Annotated in this window: 17 protein-coding genes and 1 pseudogene; 9 read left to right on the top strand and 9 right to left on the bottom strand. The window is 71.0% G+C overall.

The window, feature by feature from the left end; all coding sequences use genetic code 11:
• Window positions 1–217 precede the first annotated feature (217 nt).
• Window positions 218–1,567: a CotH kinase family protein gene (locus WME85_RS33225; RefSeq protein WP_437827121.1), complete on the bottom strand. Its 1,350-nt coding sequence runs from the start codon at window positions 1,565–1,567 to the stop codon at window positions 218–220.
• 442 nt (window positions 1,568–2,009) lie between these two features.
• Window positions 2,010–3,422, bottom strand: coding sequence for a proteinase inhibitor (locus WME85_RS33220; RefSeq protein WP_437827120.1), 1,413 nt, complete (start codon window positions 3,420–3,422; stop codon window positions 2,010–2,012).
• 631 nt (window positions 3,423–4,053) lie between these two features.
• Here WME85_RS33220 and WME85_RS33215 point away from each other — a divergent pair.
• Window positions 4,054–4,440: a fucose-binding lectin II gene (locus WME85_RS33215; protein ID WP_437827119.1), complete on the top strand. Its 387-nt coding sequence runs from the start codon at window positions 4,054–4,056 to the stop codon at window positions 4,438–4,440.
• A 37-nt stretch (window positions 4,441–4,477) separates the two neighbouring features.
• On the opposite strand, the gene WME85_RS33210 is transcribed toward WME85_RS33215, so the two are convergent.
• Window positions 4,478–5,323 carry a formylglycine-generating enzyme family protein gene (locus WME85_RS33210; RefSeq protein WP_437827118.1) on the bottom strand — a complete coding sequence of 282 codons (846 nt, stop codon included), beginning with the start codon at window positions 5,321–5,323 and terminating at the stop codon, window positions 4,478–4,480.
• On the opposite strand from WME85_RS33210, the gene WME85_RS33205 reads away from it, so the two are divergent.
• The 3 genes from WME85_RS33205 (at window position 5,322) to WME85_RS33195 (ending at window position 8,517) form a co-directional block, all read left to right on the top strand.
• Complete coding sequence (locus WME85_RS33205; RefSeq protein ID WP_437827117.1) at window positions 5,322–6,044, top strand: hypothetical protein; 723 nt, start codon at window positions 5,322–5,324, stop codon at window positions 6,042–6,044. The genes WME85_RS33210 and WME85_RS33205 overlap by 2 nt on opposite strands.
• Before the next feature lie 136 nt (window positions 6,045–6,180).
• Window positions 6,181–6,897: a hypothetical protein gene (locus WME85_RS33200; protein WP_437827116.1), complete on the top strand. Its 717-nt coding sequence runs from the start codon at window positions 6,181–6,183 to the stop codon at window positions 6,895–6,897.
• Between the two features lie 21 nt (window positions 6,898–6,918).
• Window positions 6,919–8,517 carry an NFACT RNA binding domain-containing protein gene (locus WME85_RS33195; protein ID WP_437827115.1) on the top strand — a complete coding sequence of 533 codons (1,599 nt, stop codon included), beginning with the start codon at window positions 6,919–6,921 and terminating at the stop codon, window positions 8,515–8,517.
• A gap of 109 nt (window positions 8,518–8,626) precedes the next feature.
• Here WME85_RS33195 and WME85_RS33190 read toward each other — a convergent pair whose 3' ends face one another.
• Together WME85_RS33190 and WME85_RS33185 are read right to left on the bottom strand one after the other, a co-directional pair.
• Complete coding sequence (locus WME85_RS33190) at window positions 8,627–9,085, bottom strand: tellurite resistance TerB family protein (RefSeq protein WP_437827114.1); 459 nt, start codon at window positions 9,083–9,085, stop codon at window positions 8,627–8,629.
• Between the two features lie 25 nt (window positions 9,086–9,110).
• Window positions 9,111–9,890, bottom strand: a complete 780-nt coding sequence (locus tag WME85_RS33185; protein ID WP_437827113.1) for a HAMP domain-containing protein — start codon at window positions 9,888–9,890, stop codon at window positions 9,111–9,113.
• A gap of 381 nt (window positions 9,891–10,271) precedes the next feature.
• Here WME85_RS33185 and WME85_RS33180 point away from each other — a divergent pair, with 381 nt between their 5' ends.
• A complete protein-coding gene (locus WME85_RS33180; RefSeq protein ID WP_437827112.1) occupies window positions 10,272–10,706 on the top strand; it encodes a XisH family protein in 435 nt (144 codons plus the stop codon).
• A gap of 8 nt (window positions 10,707–10,714) precedes the next feature.
• Window positions 10,715–11,011: a XisI protein gene (locus WME85_RS33175; protein ID WP_437827111.1), complete on the top strand. Its 297-nt coding sequence runs from the start codon at window positions 10,715–10,717 to the stop codon at window positions 11,009–11,011.
• A gap of 77 nt (window positions 11,012–11,088) precedes the next feature.
• Here the strand turns inward: WME85_RS33175 and WME85_RS33170 are convergent, their stop codons facing one another.
• Window positions 11,089–12,126 carry a PA0069 family radical SAM protein gene (locus WME85_RS33170; RefSeq protein WP_437827110.1) on the bottom strand — a complete coding sequence of 346 codons (1,038 nt, stop codon included), beginning with the start codon at window positions 12,124–12,126 and terminating at the stop codon, window positions 11,089–11,091.
• 279 nt (window positions 12,127–12,405) lie between these two features.
• On the opposite strand from WME85_RS33170, the gene WME85_RS33165 reads away from it, so the two are divergent.
• On the top strand, window positions 12,406–12,828 hold the full coding sequence (locus WME85_RS33165) for a cupin domain-containing protein (RefSeq protein WP_437827109.1): 423 nt from the start codon (window positions 12,406–12,408) through the stop codon (window positions 12,826–12,828).
• 177 nt (window positions 12,829–13,005) lie between these two features.
• Here the strand turns inward: WME85_RS33165 and WME85_RS33160 are convergent.
• Window positions 13,006–13,431: pseudogene (locus WME85_RS33160) on the bottom strand (GxxExxY protein).
• Window positions 13,432–13,610: 179 nt separating this feature from the next.
• A complete protein-coding gene (locus WME85_RS33155; protein WP_437827108.1) occupies window positions 13,611–14,057 on the bottom strand; it encodes a CoA-binding protein in 447 nt (148 codons plus the stop codon).
• Window positions 14,058–14,129: 72 nt separating this feature from the next.
• Between WME85_RS33155 and WME85_RS33150 the strand changes: the two genes are divergently transcribed.
• Both WME85_RS33150 and WME85_RS33145 read left to right on the top strand, forming a co-directional pair.
• The gene (locus tag WME85_RS33150) at window positions 14,130–15,281 is read left to right on the top strand and encodes a mechanosensitive ion channel family protein (protein WP_437827107.1); all 1,152 of its coding nucleotides are present in this window, start codon (window positions 14,130–14,132) and stop codon (window positions 15,279–15,281) included.
• Between the two features lie 107 nt (window positions 15,282–15,388).
• Window positions 15,389–16,351: an L-lactate dehydrogenase gene (locus tag WME85_RS33145; RefSeq protein WP_437827106.1), complete on the top strand. Its 963-nt coding sequence runs from the start codon at window positions 15,389–15,391 to the stop codon at window positions 16,349–16,351.
• Window positions 16,352–16,381: 30 nt separating this feature from the next.
• Here WME85_RS33145 and WME85_RS33140 read toward each other — a convergent pair whose 3' ends face one another.
• Window positions 16,382–17,956 carry a cellulose binding domain-containing protein gene (locus WME85_RS33140; RefSeq protein WP_437827105.1) on the bottom strand — a complete coding sequence of 525 codons (1,575 nt, stop codon included), beginning with the start codon at window positions 17,954–17,956 and terminating at the stop codon, window positions 16,382–16,384.
• Window positions 17,957–18,301: the final 345 nt, after the last annotated feature.

Genomic DNA, 18,301 nt, shown 5'->3' with positions numbered 1-18,301 from the left:
GCATGGGCGTGCGCGCGTGGCGCGTGGCGCGTGGCGCGACGGCAATCCTACCGCGGCATTCCCATTCGTGGCACGGTTCGATAAACATCGATTCTCGAATACTCATGACAAGACGCGCGGTGCGCTGGCTCCGGCGGCTCGCAAGGCTTGCCAGGTCGGCGGGCGCGCGCTGAGCTGCGCAGCGTTGGGGTGGGGGGAGAGCTGCGTGACCCCGCGCTCACTTGAGTTGTTGCTGTAGTTCCGGGAGGCGCTTCTGCCACCAGGCGCTCAGGGTGGAAACCGCGTCGGCGGCGCCGTCGGCGAGGGCGGGGTCGGCGTCGATGGCCGCAGCGGCGACGCTGAGGACGCGGTTGAGCTCGGCCTCCACGAAGGACGCTGTGATCTTTTCGTCGAGGATTTGCTGGACGATGGCGAGGTAGTCCGCCTCCCAGCGGCTGAAGAACGCGTCGGTAAAGGCGGTGGTGCCGCCGGGCACGCTGTCGTTGATGATGTCCACCGAAGCCGACATGGTGGTGTCGAGATCCCAGGGAATGTAGGTGCGCTTCCCGTTGATGGAATCGTAATGGTAGTAGTTGTTGTCCTTGTAGAGCAGGCCGTCCGTGTTGCCGATGATGGCGTTGACGGCGCCCAGGCGATGCATCTGCGGGATGTCGGCGCGCGTGGGCAGCTGCTCGGCCAGCGTGGCGTCGTCAGGGCTGGCACAGCCGCTCTTTTGCAGGAAGCAGTACCAGGCCTCGTGCGGATTCTCGACGCCGTCGTTCTCGTGCGTCTTCAAGCCGTCGCCGTCGCCGCCGGACTTCTTGTAGAGCCAGCCGCCGTTTTCGCCCAGCCGATCCTGAAGGAAACGTTTGTCGACCTGTTCGACATGCACGTACACCATCGCCGGGCCGCCGTTGACGCTGATCTTGGCCAGCGCGCTGCGGCTGGCCAAGACGCCCGCTGCGCGCATGAAGCGCCAGCCGAGATACTCCGCGATCACGTCGCGCGGCGTGGCATCGTCCTGATTGGAGCCGGAGCTCGTGCCGTTGTCGAACCCCAGCTTCTTCAAGCCGTGGAAGGATTGCCCGGCGACCGTCGAATCCAGCTCGACCTTGAGGCCCACCTTCGTGGCGCCTCCCGAGCGCTTGCGCTCGATGGCGACTTGCATGGGCGCACCGCCGTTGCAGCTGAATTCCCCGGGGAGGGAGAGCGAGAACGTGGTGTCGGCGAGGATGGCGGCGTAATCGTCGGGCGCCATCGTGATGGCGTACTCCAGCACCTGATCGGGGTTGAACACGCCGGAGCAGCCGGTGTCCGTGTCCAGCGAGGATGTGCCGCCGCCACCGATGCCCGTGCCGCCACCGACGCCCGTGCCGCCACCGACGCCCGTACCGGCACCGTCGCCCGTACCGGCACCGTCGCCCGTGCCGGCGCCGTCGCCGCCGCTGCCCGCACCGCTGTCGCCGCCGCCACCGGTGCCCGTGCCGGCACCGCTGCCGCCGCTGTCGGCATCACTGCCGCTGCTGCCGCAAGCGACCATGGCGATGCTCGACGCCGCCATCATGATGAAGCCAAGAAATCGATCCATTCCATATCTCCTTCGAATACACTCCCCCATGTTGCTGTAGCGGGTGTCGGTCATTGCCACACCGCTGATGCTGCTGGTGCATGGCAGGGGAGGGGACGGCGCGTGCCGGTCGACCCAAGGGACCGCCTCCGCCCCGGGACGGCTCACAGGAGCGAACCGAGACGATCCGTGAGCCGTCTCGGACCCCTGCCGGTCCTTTGTTTGACGGAGAGCTGTGCCCACCCGCATCGAAGCCGCCCCCGCCGCGGTGGACGCTGGCATCTTCACAGGCGGTTCGTTGGGTCACGCCGAAGACGACTCGGTCGAGCGTCAGTCGGAACCCATTGAACTAATAGCTAATTTATGCCGATGACGCCTCGGCACCGGAGAGGTCCTTGCGGAGCACGACGACCCTCGCTCTCCACGTGCGGAGAGGGAGGGGGCCGCGCTCTCGCGCTCCGTCTCAGGGCGAGACGTCGAACAGGCACCGCGTGATCGGGATGCCGACGTCTGCCCACACGTAAAGGTAGTATTTCGTGCCCGGGACGAGCTCCTCGGGGCTCCCGTCGGCGGGATAGCCCTGCTTCGTGTTCGGCGGGACCTCGCCGTAGGTGATCCCGCTCTGCACGGGCTCGCCTTGCCACGGCACGTCGAGCCGCCAGATCGTCCCCTCGGGCAGGTCGAGGTTGGGCGGAGCGCCCGGGTTGCTGGCGTCCGCCGACAGCACGTAGACGTAGCGGGCGTCGCCGCCGCTCCAGGTGACCTTGCCCGCGGCGTCCACGCCTTCTCCCGCCGCGCAATCGCTCGGCTCATAGAGGCTCTGCTCGTGGAGCGGCCCACCGAACGGCTCCTGATCCGCGAAGTCCTCCCTCGTGAACCCGCGGCGCTCGAGCTCGCCCTCGAAGAACGCGACCATGCGCGCCGGGTCCGTGGTGGGCAGGCCGGCGACGTCGCGGGAGAAGCCGTTGTTCTGGTCCGCCGGATACGCGCCGAGCGCCGCCGAGGAGACCCAGCCGGCGGCCAGCGCGAGGCCCGTCGGATAGAAGCTGTCAGTCCAGACCGGCCCGGCCTCGATGTACCAGTTCGAGGTCCCCGCGGCCGGCGCGGCCTTCTCCGAGTGACAGCACACGCACCCGCACGCCTCGGTCTGCTCCGTGACCCAGGCGAGCTCGCCGAGCCATTCCGGGTCGGAGAGGCGCGGATCGTCGCTCGGGGTCTTGAAATCGGAGGGCGGCGCGGGCCAGTACGGGCGCTGCGTGAGGACCGGCTCGCACGACGCATAGTCGGTGAACCGGCGGCCGGGCTCGGTGCAGGCCGAGATCGTGTTGAACGTGCAGACCTTGCCGTCGCTCTGCCCGGCCGGCTCGCCCTCCTTCGGGTCGACGCAGGTCTGCGTGGGCCACTGAAAGACGGCGCCGCCCGTGCCCACGCCGCCGCCGGGCTGCTCGGCCGCGCCCTCGCAGGCGTCGGGCTCGAACTTGCCGCCGCCGAACATCTCGCAGCCGCGCTGGGTCGAGGCGCACTGGCTCGCGTCGCCGCCGGGAAGGACGATGCTGTACTCGTCCTCGGTCCCGCCCTCGAGCACGCAGCGGCCGAGCGTCTCCGGATAGGCGCAGCGCTCGGCCCCGGTGAAGGTGGAGCCCTGGAGCGCCTTGCAGTCGGCCTCCGCGGCCTCCGCGGTCCAGCCGGTGCCGGTGTAGTCGCGGCACTCCTCGGCCTGGGTGATGGCGCTCGTGTAGACGCAACGACCCGGCGCCACGAACGCCTCCGGGGCGGCCTCGTCCTCGGCCCCCTGACAGGCGCCGATCCCTCCGAGAGCCGAAACGACGAGCGCAGCGCCCAGCGTCGCATGCGGTGAACCGAGCAGCTTTTGCATGACGGTCGAACCTCCTGAACCTGACCTTCGAAAGGCGGTCGAATGTTGTCTAGTTCACAATTTTTGAGCAGCGAGCCCTGTCGTTAATATCGTTTGTTCATAGTTGTGCAACCTTCGTTTATTCTTTTGTGGGCACTTTGTGAGAAAAAATACGTCCGCAGTCGTGACGCGATGCGCGAACGCCTTCCTGTATCGTTGGGCGAGGGCTGTCGGAGCGGGAGGCATCGATGTCGGCCAGAAGCGCGAGCCCGCCGAGGTCCTCGCGATCGGGAGAGCCGATCAGCGTGAGCGAACACTGCCTGACAGCAGCGGCCAGCGCGTGTACGCGATCTCCAGCTCACGCCAGGGCTGGTGTTGCCCCCGAGATCCCGGCGGAACCCACGGATCGCACCGGTTCGGCACTGCGCCTTCCCGGGAGCGCCTCGTCATCCTCTGGTCCTCCGTACCGGCGCGCCGTGCTCTGGCTGAGTCAGATCGGTCTGCCCATGACCGCTTCCAGCAGAGGAAGATGTTTGTCGTTGCACGCTTGCGGCAGGTTTGATAGCCGTCCTCTGACGCCGCGAGACCGTCCCCGTCCTCGACGGTCGTCCTCCCGGCCGCCGGTCGCGATCCATGGAAGGAGCATGAGCAGATGCCTCAACTGAACGGCAACACCTGTGAAATCGATGAGCTTCCGGACGGTGTGACCGTGACCATCAAGGTGACGACCAACTCAAGGCACACCCAGAAGGTGACCGTGACGCGCGACGATGAGGTGTTGAGCGTCTTCGCCGGCTCCGGTGAGCGCAACGCCATGACGGGCCAGTCGAACATCGTTGCCAGTTCGAGAGCGAAGCTCCGGGCGAAGTTCGAGTACCAGACGGACATCAACGCAGAGTGGCTCAAGTCCAGCCAGCTGAAGTCCGGCGGTCCTTATGTGATCGGCAACTACAATCTCCTGGTGGTCGTCGCTGAAAACGGAGACGACAGCGACTACAACGACAGCATCGTTGAATTTAGCTGGATCACGCCCAAGTAGCGTCGTCACCGCGGCTTCGTCGCTGGGTGACGCGGCGCTACGTCCCCGGCCGCGGCTCCTTGCAGCAGCGAAACCCGATCTCGTAGAACCGGAACATCGGTCCGTGCGAGTCGTTGGTCCCGCGGCACCCGGCCCACGGCTTGGACCAGTAGCCGCCCTTCAGCGATGAAGGGTGCGGCCACTCGGGTCGCGAGGTCGACACCCACTCTTCCACGTTGCCGACGAGATCGACGACGCCGTAGGGGCTCACGCACGCGGGGTACGAGCCCGACGGCTCGCCCTGCCAGAGCCGCTGCGTCTCGGCGTCCCGCACCGCCGGGTCGTCGGACGCGAGGCGCCGCTCGCTGATCCCTCGGTACGGCTTGCTCACGTTGCAGGCGGCCGGATCGTGCGCGTGGCCGTAGGGGAAGGGGAGCGCGGAAGGCCCCTCGCACGCGAGCTCCCACTCGAACTCGGTGCAGAGGCGCTTGCCGACGGCGGCGCACTCCCGCTCGGCCTCGACGTAGCGGAGCATCACGACCGGCAGCGCGCCGGCGCGGTTCGGCCACTCGTGGCGATCCATGCAGGTGCGCACCGGCGTGAAGCGCGGCTCGGCCGCGAACAGCCCGGGGAAGAAGCTGAAGCAGTGGCCGCCGCGGTAGCTCGTGCAGATCCGCTGCACGTTTTCGTGGTGCGTGCCCTCGACGAGCACCATGTCGGGCGGGCAGGCCGCCATGGGCCCGGGCCGGGGCGGGGCGTCGGCCTGGGCGAGGAAGGGGGCGAGCAGGAGGTCGAGGAGCACGCGGCGGCTCTGTATCGCAAAGCCGCGCGGCGCACGAGGGGCTGCGCGGCCGCTCGCGCCGCCGTCGCGCCGGAGCGCGCACCTGCGGTAGTCTCGCGGCATGGGAATGACGCTGCTCAGGACGCGTATCGCTGCGCTCACCGCCCTGGCCTGGGGGAGCGCCTGTGGCGGCAACGTCGTCGTCGACGGGATGCCCGACGGATCAGGAGGCGCCGGCTCGACCAGCACCGGCGCCATCGGCGTGAACAGCACCGGCGCGGTCGGCGGCGACGTGACCAGCGCCACCGGCGTGGGCGTGACCAGCACCACCGGGAGCTGGACGTCCACCGCGGCGGTGACGACCTCGTCGACCGGGGTGGGCGGCGGCGACGCCCGGTCCCTGTGCGTGAGCTATTGCGAGCTCTTCCGGGAGGGCTGCGGGATCGGGCCGGGCAGCTGCAGCAGCACCTGCGACGAGGAGCTCGGCAAGGCGCCCGAGTGCAACGACCTGCTCGCGGGGTTCTTCGAGTGCGCGATCGGCGAGGTGAGCCGGTGCGACGCCTTCCCGGACAGGTGCCAGGAGCACCTGCGCCGGTATGACGCGTGCGCGCTCCGCCCGGCCTGCGACCCGCTCGAGTGCTTCGACGACCGCGACGCCACCTGCCGCTGCAAGGGCTCGTGCGAGGACGTGGATTTCGCCGTCGAGTGCTACCCCTGGATGCCCACCGGGGTCTTCTGCTCCTGCTTCATCGGCGGCAGAGAGGTGGCCTCCTGCCAGGACGCCGGCCCGGCGTGCGACCTCGCCCAGCGCTGTTGCGGGCCGATCTTCAGCGAGCTCCGCTGAGGGGCGCGCGGCGTTCGGCGTGCGCGCGCGACGCGAGCGGCGCACGGATCCAGCGGGATGTCGCGGCTCCCGAGGGGGTCGCGCTGCCTGCTCGCCGCGCTCGCGCCGGAGCGCGCACCTGCGGTAGTCTGGCGGCATGGAGATAACGCGGCTCGGGACGCGCATCGCAGCGCTCGCCGCCCTGGCCTGGGGGAGCGCCTGCGGCGGCAACGTCGTGGTCGACGGCATGCCCGACGGATCAGGGGGCGCCGGCGCGACGAGCGCCAGCGCGAACAGCACCAGCGCGAACAGCGCCAGCGCGAACAGCTCCGGCGTGACCAGCAGCAGCGCGAGCTGGATGACCACCTCGGCGGTGACGAGCTCGGTGGTGACGAGCTCGGCCACCGGGGTGGGCGGCGGCGATCTGAGGTCGCGGTGCGAGGCGTTTTGCGAGTTCTTCTCGGAGACGTGCGAGCCGGTGGCGCAGGGCTGTAGCAGCGCCTGCGATGATCTGCTGGGGATGGCGCCCCAGTGCAACGACCTGCTCCTGCCGTTCTTCGATTGCGCGACCGGCGACGTGAAGGTGTGCGATGTCGCCCCCACCATGTGCAAGCCGCTCCTGGACCAGTACGACAGGTGCGCGTCCGGCGACGCGTGCGGGGCGCTCGATTGCTCCCGCGGCGGCGACAGGACCTGCCAATGCAAGGGCTCGTGCCAGGGCATCGACTTCGCTGCCGAATGCCGCCCCGGGATGGCGGGGGTTCTCTGCTCCTGCCTCGTCAACGGCGTGGAGGTGGCCGGCTGCGAGGACCGCGGTCCGGCGTGCGACGTCGCCCTTGGCTGTTGCGGGCCGATCTTCGAAGAGTTCCGCTGAGGGGCACGCGCGGCGTTCGCCATGGAGGACGAGCAGGGGAGCGGGCAGGGCGGGGCGCTCGCCGAGGCGCTCGCGGGCTGGGTGGGCGCGCGGATCGACGCGGCGCACGCGAACCCCGCCACCGGGCTCGTCGCGCTCGCGGTGTACGCCGGGGCGCGGCGCGTGCTCGGCGCCGGCCTCGGGCCGCGCGTGGCCGGCGCAGGGGTCCTGCCGCGGCTGCCGCGGCTCCGCGCCGGCGCGTCGCACCCGCTGGTCGCCGCCATGCGGGCGCACCTCGTCGGCCGGCGCGTGCTGGCCATCGAGGTGCGGCGTGACGGGATCGCCGTGGTCGCGGGAGATCCGCTGCCGGGAGAAAATGATGGCGAGGGGGAAGGCGCGGACGAGGTGGAGCGCGCGCCGGAGGCTCGGCCAGCGCCCGCCGCGGGAGGTGGGCTGGAGCTCGCGGCGGGAGGCGGGCCGGAGCCCGCCGTGGGAGGTGGGCTGGAGCCCGCCGCGGGAGGTGGGCTGGAGCTCGCGCCCGGAGCGCGGCTCGAGCTCGCGCCGGGGCGCCGGGGCGAGGCACGGCTGCTCGACGCGGCCGGCCGGCTGATCCTCCGCTGGCCGCCTCAGGGGAGCGCGCCGCCGGCAGAGATCGCCTACCCGGCGGATCCGTTCGCCGCCGGCGCGGCGCTGGTGGAGGCGAGCGACGAGGCCGCCGCCGGGCAGGAGAAGGCGGCGCTCGCGCGCGCCGTGAGGGCGCGGCGCGCGGCGCTCGAGCGCCGGGCCGAGGCGGTGCGCGGCGATCTCGGGCGGCTCGGGAGCGTCGCGCGCCTGCAGAAGACGGGGCAGCTCCTGCTCGCGCAGGGCGGGCGGGTGCCGCGGGGCGCCGCGAAGGCGCTCCTCGACGACTGGGAGACGGGCGGCACCATCGAGGTCGCGCTCGACCCGGCCCGCCCCGCGAAGGCGCAGGCCGAGGCGTTCTTCGCGAAGGCGCGGCGCTACCAGCGCGGCGAGGCGGTGATGCGCGCGCGCCTCGCCGAGACCGAGCGCGCCCTCGCGGCGGTCGCCGCGCTCGAGGCGGACGTCGCGGCGGCCGAGGCGCGGGCGGAGGCGCTCGAGCCGCTGGCGCAGCGCGCGCGCGCCCTCGGCGTGTCGCGCGCGGAGCTCGCGGGGGTGGGCGCCGCCGGGGGCGGTGAGGCCGGAGCGGCGGGGGCCCGCGGCGCGCGGGCGGGGCGGGCCGCCCCGCGGCGGCCGTTTCACGCGTTCCGGAGCGCGTCCGGGGCTGCGATCCTCGTCGGCCGTGGCGCAGCGGACAACGACGCGCTGACGACGAAGCACGCGCGCCCGCACGACCTCTGGCTGCACGCGAAGGGCGTCTCGGGGTCGCACGTGGTGGTGCCGCTCCCCAAGGGCGCGAGCTGCCCCGCCGACGTGCTCGTGGACGCGGCGACCCTGGCGGCGCACTTCAGCGACGCGCGGGGCGAGGCGGTGTGCGAGGTGAGCTACGTCCCGCGCCGCCACGTGCGCAAGCCGCGCGGCGCGGCCCCGGGCGCGGTGACGTTCGACAGGGAGAAGGTCATCGCCGTCCGCGTCGAGGCAGAGCGCCTGTCGCGGCTGCTCGCGACGAAGGAAGAGGGCTGACGCGCGCCGAGGCGGCTCCCGGCCGCGTTCAGGCGGTGAACGACGGCGACCGCGTTCAGGCGGCGAGCGACGGCGACCGCGTTCAGGCGGCGAGCGAGGACGCCCGCCTTCAGGCGGCGAACGCCGCCCGTACCTGGTCGTTCAGGTGAGCGAGCCGGCGCGCGGGGAGCTCTGCCGCGCGGGCAAGCGACTCGATGACCGCGCGCTCCGCGTCGGAGACGCCCTCGCTCGCGTGGGCCACGGCCAGGGCGACGATGATGCCCTCCTCCACCGCGTCGCAGTCCATGAGGATCTCCGCGAGCAGGCGCACCCGGGGCTCGACGCCCGCCGCGGCGATCACCTTCAGGCTCGCCTCGATGAGGTAGCGGACGAGCTCGGCGTTGAGCTGGGTGCCGAGCATCGGCTCGATGAGCTGCCGCAGGGCGTCGATCTCCTCGGCGTCCACCGTGCCGTCGGCGTTCGCCACGAGCGCGCCGAGGTCGACGATCGGGGTCGGGTTGTACTCGTTCAGATCGAAGCGAGCGCGGAGCAAGCCGGCGGCCTGCTCGACCAGCGCGGGAGCCTTCATGTCGTCTCCGGTCGGGCGATTCGCCTCATGACTGGCCATCTCTCGGCGCGCGGCGCCGCACCGTCTCGGCCTCGGGGAGGCCGAGGCAGAGCTGCGCCCGGAGCGCGCGCAGCCCCGCGAGCACCTCGGCCGAGGCCGATTGGGCCTCGGCCCGCTCGATGGCCGCGTCGAGCGTCGCGAGCCTCCCTGTCTGGAGCGCCTTGAGCGAGTAGGTCATCTGCACGAACGTGTCGAACAGGTCGCCGAGCTCATCGCCCTTGCGCAGCCCTTCCCCGATGGTGAGCCGCGTCGTCCCGACCTGGCGGCAGAGGCGCTTCAGCTGGTGGACCGGCCCCACGATGCGCTGGGTGATGTAGATCCCGAGCACGCTGAGGACGACGAGGAGGAACGCGCCGCCGCCGAGGAGGATGTTGAGGAGGCGCTGGCGCAGCGCCTCGACCTCGGAGCGCCGCTTCGCGACCTCCGCCAGGTTGCGCTCGTGCTCGCGGTTGGTCTTCGCGAGCTCCTCGTCGAGCGTGCTGTCGAGGTCCGAGCCCTCGCCGCCCAGGGCGGCGGTGCTCATCTTGAGGATCTTCGCGCTGTTCGCCGCTTCCTTGAGCGCGAGCTCGGCCTGGGTCGCCGCGTACTGCGCCTGCTCGTTCGCGACGCTCGCGGTCTGCCAGATGACGAGTCCGAGCGCCACCATGACCCCGAGCACCACCGCGACCAGGAGCCCCGTGTACTTCAGCTGGAACCGCGGGTTCAGGAGCAGCTTGCGGCGTGCGGCCGGGCGGGCTGTGGCGCGATCCTGGGCGGGAGAGGTCATGAGGTCTCGTCAGCGGGCGGACGGCAGCACCGCCCGCACAGGACAGGGCACGAGCGGGGCGGGCCGCGCCGGTGCGACCCCCGGAGAACGCACTGCGGTCCCACTGGTAACCCATTCCCTGCGCGGGTCGCAAGGGCCATCCGCCGCCGGTACCGCTCGACGCGCTCGCGCGCCGGCCCTCGGCCTGCGTGCCACGGCGACCCCAGCGGCACGCCGGTCGGCGGTCGGCGGTCGGCCCAAGCGCGTCGCGCGCCACATGCGTGCTCCTGCCGGCCGCTCGCGTGCGGGAGGCAGCGTCCAGCCTGGACCCGTGAGCCCGCGCCGAGGGCGGCAGCCGCGCCGCTTGGGGCGGGGCGGGGCGCCTGCTAGGCTGGCGTCGCCATGCCCGCCCGCGACCAGCATCATGCCCAGGTGCGAAAGGCGCTCGTCAAGGACGGCTGGGCCATCACGCACGCCCCCCTGCGTCTCAGGTGGGGCCAGCGAGATCTGTTCGTCGATCTCGGCGCCGAGCAGCTCCTCGCGGCGGAGAAGAGCGAGAAAAAGATCGCCGTCGAGATCAAGAGTTTCGCCGGCCCCTCGCTCATCGACGACCTGGAGAAGGCGATCGGACAGTTCGTGCTGTACCACGACGTGCTCGCCAACCTGGAGCCAGAGCGTGTCCTGTACCTGGCTGTCACGGAGTTCATTTATCTCGATCTCTTCGCGGAGCCTGTCGGGCAGCTCCTCCTCGAGAAGCGTCGGATCAGGCTGATGGTCTTCAACCCAGAGACGGAGGTCATACAGCAATGGACACCCGAGCCGCCGATCGTCAGATAATCGAGAGAGTGCTCACGGAGTACGCCGCCATCCCCTACGCGCACGGCGACATGCAGACGCAGGCCGTCTTCGATCGCGATTCGGACCATTACCTCCTCATGGTCTTCGGACGTGACGGGCTTCGCCGCGTGCACGGCTGCCTGGTCCACATCGATCTCGTGGACGGCAAGATCTGGGTCCAGCGCGACGGGACCGAGCACGGGATGGCGCGCGAGCTCATCCGTGAAGGCATCCCGCCCGAGCGCATCGTGCTCGCCTTCCACCCCTCCGGCGCCCGACCCTACTCGGAGTTCCAGGCGGCCTGAGCTCGCTCGACGGCGGGCGCGGTGGACGCGGTCGCCTGCGCCGGGGTGGACTCAACCTTTCTGGTGGAAGAGCCACCTCAGAGGTCGAACAGCGTCCCCTGCCGGCTCGGCCGCCGGAAGGTCGAGCGCTCTTCTGTCTCGTCGGCCCCGTCGCCGACGCGCGCGGCGTTCAGACCGAGCCGCTGGCAGTGGACCTCGAAGAGCCGCTGGATCGCCGCCCAGCGCGGGCCTGCGCCCTGGAAGCGCGCGCCGAACGCGGCCTCGTTCATCTTGCCGCCGCGGATCTCCTGGATGCCGCGGCGGACCTTGCCGGCGCGGTCCGGGAAGGCCTCCTCGAGGCGCTCGTCGAAGACCGGGAGCACCTCGCGCGGCAGGCGCAGCGGCATCATGAAGGCGGTCTTCGCGCCGGCTTCCCGCGCGCGCTCGAGCAGCTCCGGGACGTCGCTGTCGTTCAGGCCGGGGATCATCGGCGACAGGGAGATCCCGGTCGGCACGCCCGCGTCCGAGAGCGCGCGCATCGCCTCGAAGCGCAGCGACGAGCGGCTCGCGTACGGCTCCATCTTGCGCGCCACCGCGTCGTCGGCGAAGGGGATGCTGAAGTGGACGCGGGCGCGGGCGCGCCGCGCGAGCTCGCCGAGCAGGGCGGCGTCGCGCCGCACGAGCGCGCCCTTCGTGATGAGCCCGACGGGGTTCCGGAAGGCGAGGCAGACCTCGAGGCAGCGGCGCGTGAGCTCGTAGCTCGCCTCGAGCGGCTGGTAGCAGTCGACGTTGCCGGAGAACACGATCGTGTCGCCCTGCCAGCCCGGGCGGGAGAGCTCCTTCTCGAGCAGCTCCGGCGCGTTCGCCTTGACCACGATCTTGCGGTCGAAGTCCGTCCCGGCGCCCCAGCCGAGGTACTGGTGCGAGGGGCGCGCGTAGCAGTAGGCGCAGGCGTGGATACAGCCGCGGTACGGGTTGACGCTGAACCGGAAGGGCAGGTCGGGGCTGTCGTTCGCGGTCACGATGGAGCGGGCCTGCTCCTCGAAGACCTGCAGCGTCGCCGGGGGCGCCTCTTCGAGGTACTCGACCTGCGTCGACGACCACGGGTTCGGAGGGTTGTTCACGGGGCGAGGCATGGTGCGGGCGGCGCCCGGCGAGGGGACGAGGCGCCGAGCGCGCAGTGTAGCGCGTCCTGGCCGGGGTGGGAGCGTTTGTTCAGTAGAGGCCGGTGAGCGCTGGCGCTCGCAGGCGCCTCGGGCTGGGCGGCGGCGCCGGTGGCGGTCGCGTCTCGAGGAGATGGTGGGCGCGCCGGGAAGCGCGGATTGACAGGGCAGGGGGGGCCTGCTCGCATGAGCGCACTCAGCCGCATGAGCGCACTCAGCAGCTCATCCGCGTGGCGAGGGACGAGGGACAAGATGGCCAATCCGAGACAGCCCGGGTTCGATCTCCGCAGCACTTACCTGCACCTCGCGGACGGGGGCGATGCGCTGCCCATCGAGGTGAGGCCGACGTTCTGGCCCGAGCTCATGTCCGGCGACTCCCAGGCCGAGGACATCCGGCGCGTCGCGGACGTGGGGGGCTGGCTGGTGACGACGTTCCACATGGACAAGGACATGCAGCAATGGGAGATGCACCCGGCTGGTGACGAGATCCTGGTTCTCCTGTCGGGCGCGGGCGACGTCGTGCTGGAAGAGCAGGGCAGCGAGCGGGTCGTCGAGCTGCGCGCCGGGACGGCGTGCAAGGTGCCGCAAGGCGCGTGGCACCGGCTGATCATCCGGGAGCCGGTGGAGATCCTGGCGATCACGTACGGCAAGGGGACGCAGCACCGGCCGCTGTAGCTGGGCTGTGGACGAGCATTCATCCGGCGCTCATGCCGGCGCTCGCCGTGCCGGCTCGCCTGCACTCCTTGATGGCATGGGGATGGCGGAACAGTAGAAGTGGCCTGCGTGCGTCTGCGAACCGGAAGAAAATTTGAACCACAGAGGCACAGAGGGCACAGAGGGGAGAGAAAAGGACTATGTGTCGTTGATGACGCGCTTGATGCCGAGGCGAAGCGCGGGGACGTTGAACGTGACGAGTAGGCCGTGCCGGAGCTTCATGGTCTTCAGGTAGGAGAGGAGCTGCGCCATGTGGATGGGGGCGAGGTACTCCACAGCCTTGAGCTCGACGAGCAGGAGGTCGGCGACGAGCAGGTCCACTCTTCCGTCGCCAACGACTTGTCCCTTGTAGTCCACCCGGACCGCCACCTGCCGCCTGAACGAAATTCGCCGGAGCGAAAGCTCCACGCCGAGCGCCTACTCATAGATCGATTCGAGGAACCCGGGGCCGAGCACGCGGTGCACCTCTATGGCGGCTCCGATCACCTGATGGGTAAGCCCTCTCAGCTTGGCATCCAGCTCACTCTCCTCTTCCTCTGTGCCCTCTGTGCCTCTGTGGTTCATCACAATTCCATCGACGACGCCGGAAGCTCTGTGGTTCATCACAATTCCATCGACGACGCCGGAAGCTCAGTTGCGTCGCTGGCATCGGGCTCACACGGAGGTGACCACCCCACGTTGTCGCCGTTCCAGCGCTCTTCAGGTCAGGAACCCGCGCGCAGCGCGGTGCCCGGGTGGGGGGCTCAGCCCCGCCCGGCGTGGCGGCGATGGTCGACCATCAGGCAGCGGTCCTGCACGACCAGGATGCCGGCCTCGACCAGCCGCTCGGCCACCTGGTCGTTCCGGATGCCGCTCTGCAGCCAGACGGCGCGCGGTCGGGCGGCGAGGAGATCGTCGAGGTGCGCGGCGACGTCCTGGCTGCGCCGGAAGACGTCGACGATGTCGACGGGGCCCGGGACGTCCGCGACGCGGCGGTAGACCTGCTGGCCGAGGATGGTCTTGACGTCGGGGTAGTAGACAGGGACCGGGATCACCTCCACGCCCGCGCTCTTCAGGTAGCTCGGGACGTAGAAGGCGGGCTGATCCGCCTGCGCCTCGGTCTTGATGCCGAGCACGGCCACGCGCCGCGCTGCGCGGACCAGCTCCGCCACGCGTGCCTCGTCGTGGCTGATGTCGCGAATGTCGTTCATCGAGGGATTCTACGACCCCGCGCGCCCTTTGGCGAAACCTCCCCGACCGCCGCCTGTGGCAGACTCGGCCGCGTGAACCTCGACCAGCTCTCCGCGCTCTGGGCGGACCTCGTCCGCTCCCCCGCCTCGCTGCCCGTCGCGCTGGGCATGTCGCTGGCCGTCTTCGCGCTCGGGTTCGTCGCCTACCGCCTGTTCTTCGCCCTGCTCGCGCGCCTCGCGCGCGCCACGCAGACGTCGCTCGACGACCTCTTGATCCGCCGCATGCGGCTGCCGGCGCGCCTGCTCGTGGCGCTGCTCTCGCTGCACACGTTCATCGCCCTGCGCGGGGGCGAGCTGCCCACGCTCCACAAGGGCGTGCTCCTGATGGAGCTCGCGCTCGCGTCGTACCTCGCCATCGAGATCGCCGAGACCATGGTCATCGACTACTGGCTCGCCGAGCGCCAGAAGGTGCAGATCCCGGCGCTGGTACGGCACCTCCTGCTCGCGATCCTCTACCTGGTCGCCGGCCTCTCGATCGTCGGCGCGGTCACCGGGGTCGACCTCGTGCCGCTGCTCGCGACGTCGACCGTCATCACGGTGGTCCTCGGCCTCGCGCTCCAGGACACCCTGGGCAACCTCTTCGCCGGGCTCGCCCTGCACTCGGAGCGGTCGTTCGGCGTGGGCGACTGGATCCTCGTCGACGGGATCGAGGGGCAGGTGGTCTATGTGGGGTGGCGCTCGACCCGCCTCAGGACGTTCTCCGGGGACATCGTGATCCTGCCGAACTCGGTCATCGCCAAGGCGCGCGTGCAGAACTTCTGCGCGCCGGACCGGACGTGCGCGCGCAACATCGAGATGCTCGTCTCGCTCGGCGCCGCGCCCGAGGCCGTCGAGCGCGCCGCCCAGCGCGCCTGCGCAGCGGTGCCGGACATCCTCCGCGAGCCCCCGCCGCGGCTCTGGCTCGCGGCCGTCACGCCGCTCTTCCTGCGCTACGTCATCAAGTTCTGGATCGCCGACTTCGAGCGCCACGATCTGCTGGAGTCCGAGCTCATGAAGGCGTTCTTCCGCGCGTGCCGCGAGGAGGGCGTCGCGCTCAGCCCCGGCGCGGCGCAGCCGGGCGTCGCCGTCGAGCTGCGCCCCGCCGCGCCCGGCGATCCCGCTGCGGGCCCCGTGGTGCTGCCGGCGCTCGCCGCGGCGCCAGCCGCCCCGGCGCCGGCTGTCGCGAGCGGCGAGGTCGACGCGTGAGCGCCGCCCCGGCGCCGGCCGTCGCGAGCGGCGAGGTCGACGCGTGAGCGCCGCCCCGGCGCCCGATTTGGCTTGGTCCGGTCGCGCCGCTGCGATACCCGGAGCGTATGCCTGATCCCCAGTCCGTATCTCCCGGCAAGGTCGCGGTCGTGGGCGCTGGCAGCGTCGGCGCGACGATCGCCTATGCGTGCCTGCTCCGCGGGGTGGCGAAGCAGGTGGCGCTGTTCGACGTGAACCGGGCCAAGGTCGACGCCGAGGTGCTCGACCTGAACCACGGCTTGCAGTTCGTCCCGGCGGCCACGCTCGAGGGCAGCGACGACGCCGAGGTCTGCCGCGGGGCGCACGTGGTCGTCATCACCGCCGGCGCGAAGCAGAAGCCCGGGCAGAGCCGGATGGATCTCGCCACGGCGAACGTCGCGATATGCCGCGAGCTGCTGCCGCGGCTCCAGGCCGTCGCGCCCGACGCGCTCTACCTGCTCGTGACGAACCCCGTCGACGTGATCACGTATGTCACGCTCAAGCTGACCGGCCTCCCGCCCGCCCGGGTGATCGGCAGCGGCACGGTGCTCGACAGCAGCCGGTTCCGGTTCCTGATCGCCAGGCGGCTCAACGTGGCTGTGCAGAACGTCCACGCGTACATCGCCGGCGAGCACGGGGACAGCGAGGTGCCGCTGTGGAGCAGCGCGAGCGTCGCGAACATCCCGCTGGACGCGTGGTCCGTGCCCGGCCACGGCAAGCTCGGCGCGGCCGACAGGGAGGAGATCTTCCACGGCGTGAAGAACGCCGCTGCCCAGGTGATCTCCGGCAAGGGCGCGACCAACTACGCCATCGGCCTCGCGACCGCCAAGATCCTGGAGGCCCTGCTGCGCGACGAGAACCGCGTGCTGCCGGTCAGCACCCTGCTGAGTGGTTATCGCGGGATCGACGACGTTTGCCTGAGCGTGCCGTGCATCGTGAACCGGTCTGGCCTCGAGTCGCAGCTGCCGATCCCGATGAGCCCGGAGGAGGAGGCCGGCCTCCGGGCCAGCGCCGACACGATCCGCAAGGCGGTCAGGTCGCTCGGGTTCTGACGCGACCTTTTGCGGCCTGCGGGGCGGAGCTCAGGGGATCCTGCAATAGGTCGGGAAGCTCGACGGGATACCCGACGCGTAGGGCCTCGGCGCGACCTTGTACGGGTGGTCCTTCAGGAACTGCCAGCTGGAGGGGGCGATGCCGGACGGGATGCGGTGTCCGCCGCCGCTGTCGCAGTCGATGGCGAAGCCGCCCTTCGCCTTGATGTCACTCTCGAACGCCGCGCTGGTGCGGGCGAAGTCGATGCCGACGACGTCGGAGCCCTCGGCGCCGTGGACCCCCATGACGGCGGGCGCGTTGGTGGCGTCCTGGAGCGGCGGCGTGCCCAAGGCCGTCGTGCCGCCCGAGTACGTCACGACGCTCGCGACGTAGCCGGAGCGCGCATAGGCCATGTATGCGGCCTGGAGGCCGCCCGCGCTGAACCCGAGCGAGTGGACGCGGCGCGTGTCGATGTTGCGCTGCTGGATGGCGCACGCGAGCGCCTCATCGGCCGTGTTGAAGTCGCCCACGTACCACACGTTGTTGCCCGTGGTCCGCGTGCCGTCCTCGCCGCCGTGGCCGTCGTACGCGTTGGGCGCGAACACGACACCTCCGCGGCTCGTGATCTCGTCGATGGCGGCCTGTCCGAGGCCGGCCAGCGCCTCTTGCGGGCGGGAGGACGTGGCGTGCCAGTAGATGACCACCGGAGCCGGCGTGGCGGACCGCGCGCCGGCCCACACGCGCACCTCGCGGCCGAGGAAGGTCATCGTCCCGGTGGCGATCGTCGGGCACGCCTCCCGGGCCGCGGGCAGGGCGCTCGGCGCGCTGGCGCCACCCGAGCCGCCGCTGCCGCCAGCGCCGCCGCTGCCGCCAGCACCGCCGCTGCCGCCAGCGCCGCCGGAGCCGCCGGAGCCCCCAGCGCCGCCAGAGCCGCCGGAGCCCCCAGCGCCGCCAGCACCGCCGCTGCCGCCGGAGCCGCCAGAGCCGCCGGAGCCCCCAGCGCCGCCGGAGCCGCCGCTGCCGCCAGCGCCGCCGGAGCCCCCAGCGCCGCCGGAGCCGCCGCTGCCGGTCGACGTCTCGCCTCCGGTCACGGACGCGATGGTCGGGCGCGTGGTGCCCGTCGCGCAGAAGTTGAATGTGACCGAGGCGCCGGGGGCGATGCGCCCGTTGCTCGCGGTCGGCGTGGCTGTCAGGAGCGTGCCGCTGCTCGCGAAGACGGCGCCCCAGGACCTGGTCACCGTCGCGCCCTTCACGTCGGTGACGACCTTCCACGAGGTTGTCGCGCTCGCTCCGTCGTTGGACACGGTGACGGCGGCGCAGTAGCGGCCTCCCCAGAGCGGCTGGTAGCTCAGCTCGGCCGAGAGGCCGCTCTCGGCGGCCATCAGCGATTCGTCGCCGAGCTCGGCGTCGCCGGCCTCTCCGGCGACGCACGCGCCCAGCGCCGCGAGCAGCCCGGCCAGCGCGAGCCGCGCCGCGAGGTGCGTGCCTGCGAAGCTGCCCTCGCTCGGGCGCGGGCTCGGCGAGCTCGCGAGTCGCTCGTCCCTTGCTTGACGCTGCTCATCGCTCCCGCTCGGGGACTGCCGACGTCGCTGCGACGAGAGCTTCTGCCAGGGTGCAAGGTTCATGTGAGTCTCCTCCGTCCTTGTGATGTTGAGAGCACGCAGCTGCGCCAGGCGTGGAGCGGCCCGCGCGCGAGGCGCGAGCATGCCCTGGATCAGCCGCGAGCTCCCCAAGAGAGAAAAAAGAGAAGCCGACTCAACGGCCGCGATGAGCTCATCATGACAGACATCGAATCTCTCGTGAAGAGAGCGTGTGTTTGTCAGAGCGGAATTGTCCGCAGCTTTGCCTGAAGTTTCCGTGGTTCGTGCAAAGGGTTCGCACGGTGTGAGATGCAGACGCCGCCGGCAGCACCGCTGTGCGCGACGCTGGGTGGGTAGTGTAACTTTCTGCGCGCGATCTGGCTTTGTGTT

It is taken from the genome of Sorangium sp. So ce1153 (assembly GCF_051521595.1).
Lineage (GTDB): Bacteria > Myxococcota_A > Polyangia > Polyangiales > Polyangiaceae > Sorangium.
This window is presented reverse-complemented; position numbering and strand designations above follow the sequence as displayed.

Bases quoted from the DNA above. Each gene is read 5' to 3' on its own strand.
- WME85_RS33225 (WP_437827121.1), bottom strand. From the start codon at position 1,567: ATGGATCGATTTCTTGGCTTCATCATGATGGCGGCGTCGAGCATCGCC.
- WME85_RS33220 (WP_437827120.1), bottom strand. From the start codon at position 3,422: ATGCAAAAGCTGCTCGGTTCACCGCATGCGACGCTGGGCGCTGCGCTC.
- WME85_RS33215 (WP_437827119.1), top strand. From the start codon at position 4,054: ATGCCTCAACTGAACGGCAACACCTGTGAAATCGATGAGCTTCCGGAC.
- WME85_RS33205 (WP_437827117.1), top strand. From the start codon at position 5,322: ATGGGAATGACGCTGCTCAGGACGCGTATCGCTGCGCTCACCGCCCTG.
- WME85_RS33210 (WP_437827118.1), bottom strand. From the start codon at position 5,323: ATGCCGCGAGACTACCGCAGGTGCGCGCTCCGGCGCGACGGCGGCGCG.
- WME85_RS33200 (WP_437827116.1), top strand. From the start codon at position 6,181: ATGGAGATAACGCGGCTCGGGACGCGCATCGCAGCGCTCGCCGCCCTG.
- WME85_RS33195 (WP_437827115.1), top strand. From the start codon at position 6,919: ATGGAGGACGAGCAGGGGAGCGGGCAGGGCGGGGCGCTCGCCGAGGCG.
- WME85_RS33190 (WP_437827114.1), bottom strand. From the start codon at position 9,085: ATGAAGGCTCCCGCGCTGGTCGAGCAGGCCGCCGGCTTGCTCCGCGCT.
- WME85_RS33185 (WP_437827113.1), bottom strand. From the start codon at position 9,890: ATGACCTCTCCCGCCCAGGATCGCGCCACAGCCCGCCCGGCCGCACGC.
- WME85_RS33180 (WP_437827112.1), top strand. From the start codon at position 10,272: ATGCCCGCCCGCGACCAGCATCATGCCCAGGTGCGAAAGGCGCTCGTC.
- WME85_RS33170 (WP_437827110.1), bottom strand. From the start codon at position 12,126: ATGCCTCGCCCCGTGAACAACCCTCCGAACCCGTGGTCGTCGACGCAG.
- WME85_RS33165 (WP_437827109.1), top strand. From the start codon at position 12,406: ATGGCCAATCCGAGACAGCCCGGGTTCGATCTCCGCAGCACTTACCTG.
- WME85_RS33155 (WP_437827108.1), bottom strand. From the start codon at position 14,057: ATGAACGACATTCGCGACATCAGCCACGACGAGGCACGCGTGGCGGAG.
- WME85_RS33145 (WP_437827106.1), top strand. From the start codon at position 15,389: ATGCCTGATCCCCAGTCCGTATCTCCCGGCAAGGTCGCGGTCGTGGGC.
- WME85_RS33140 (WP_437827105.1), bottom strand. From the start codon at position 17,956: ATGAACCTTGCACCCTGGCAGAAGCTCTCGTCGCAGCGACGTCGGCAG.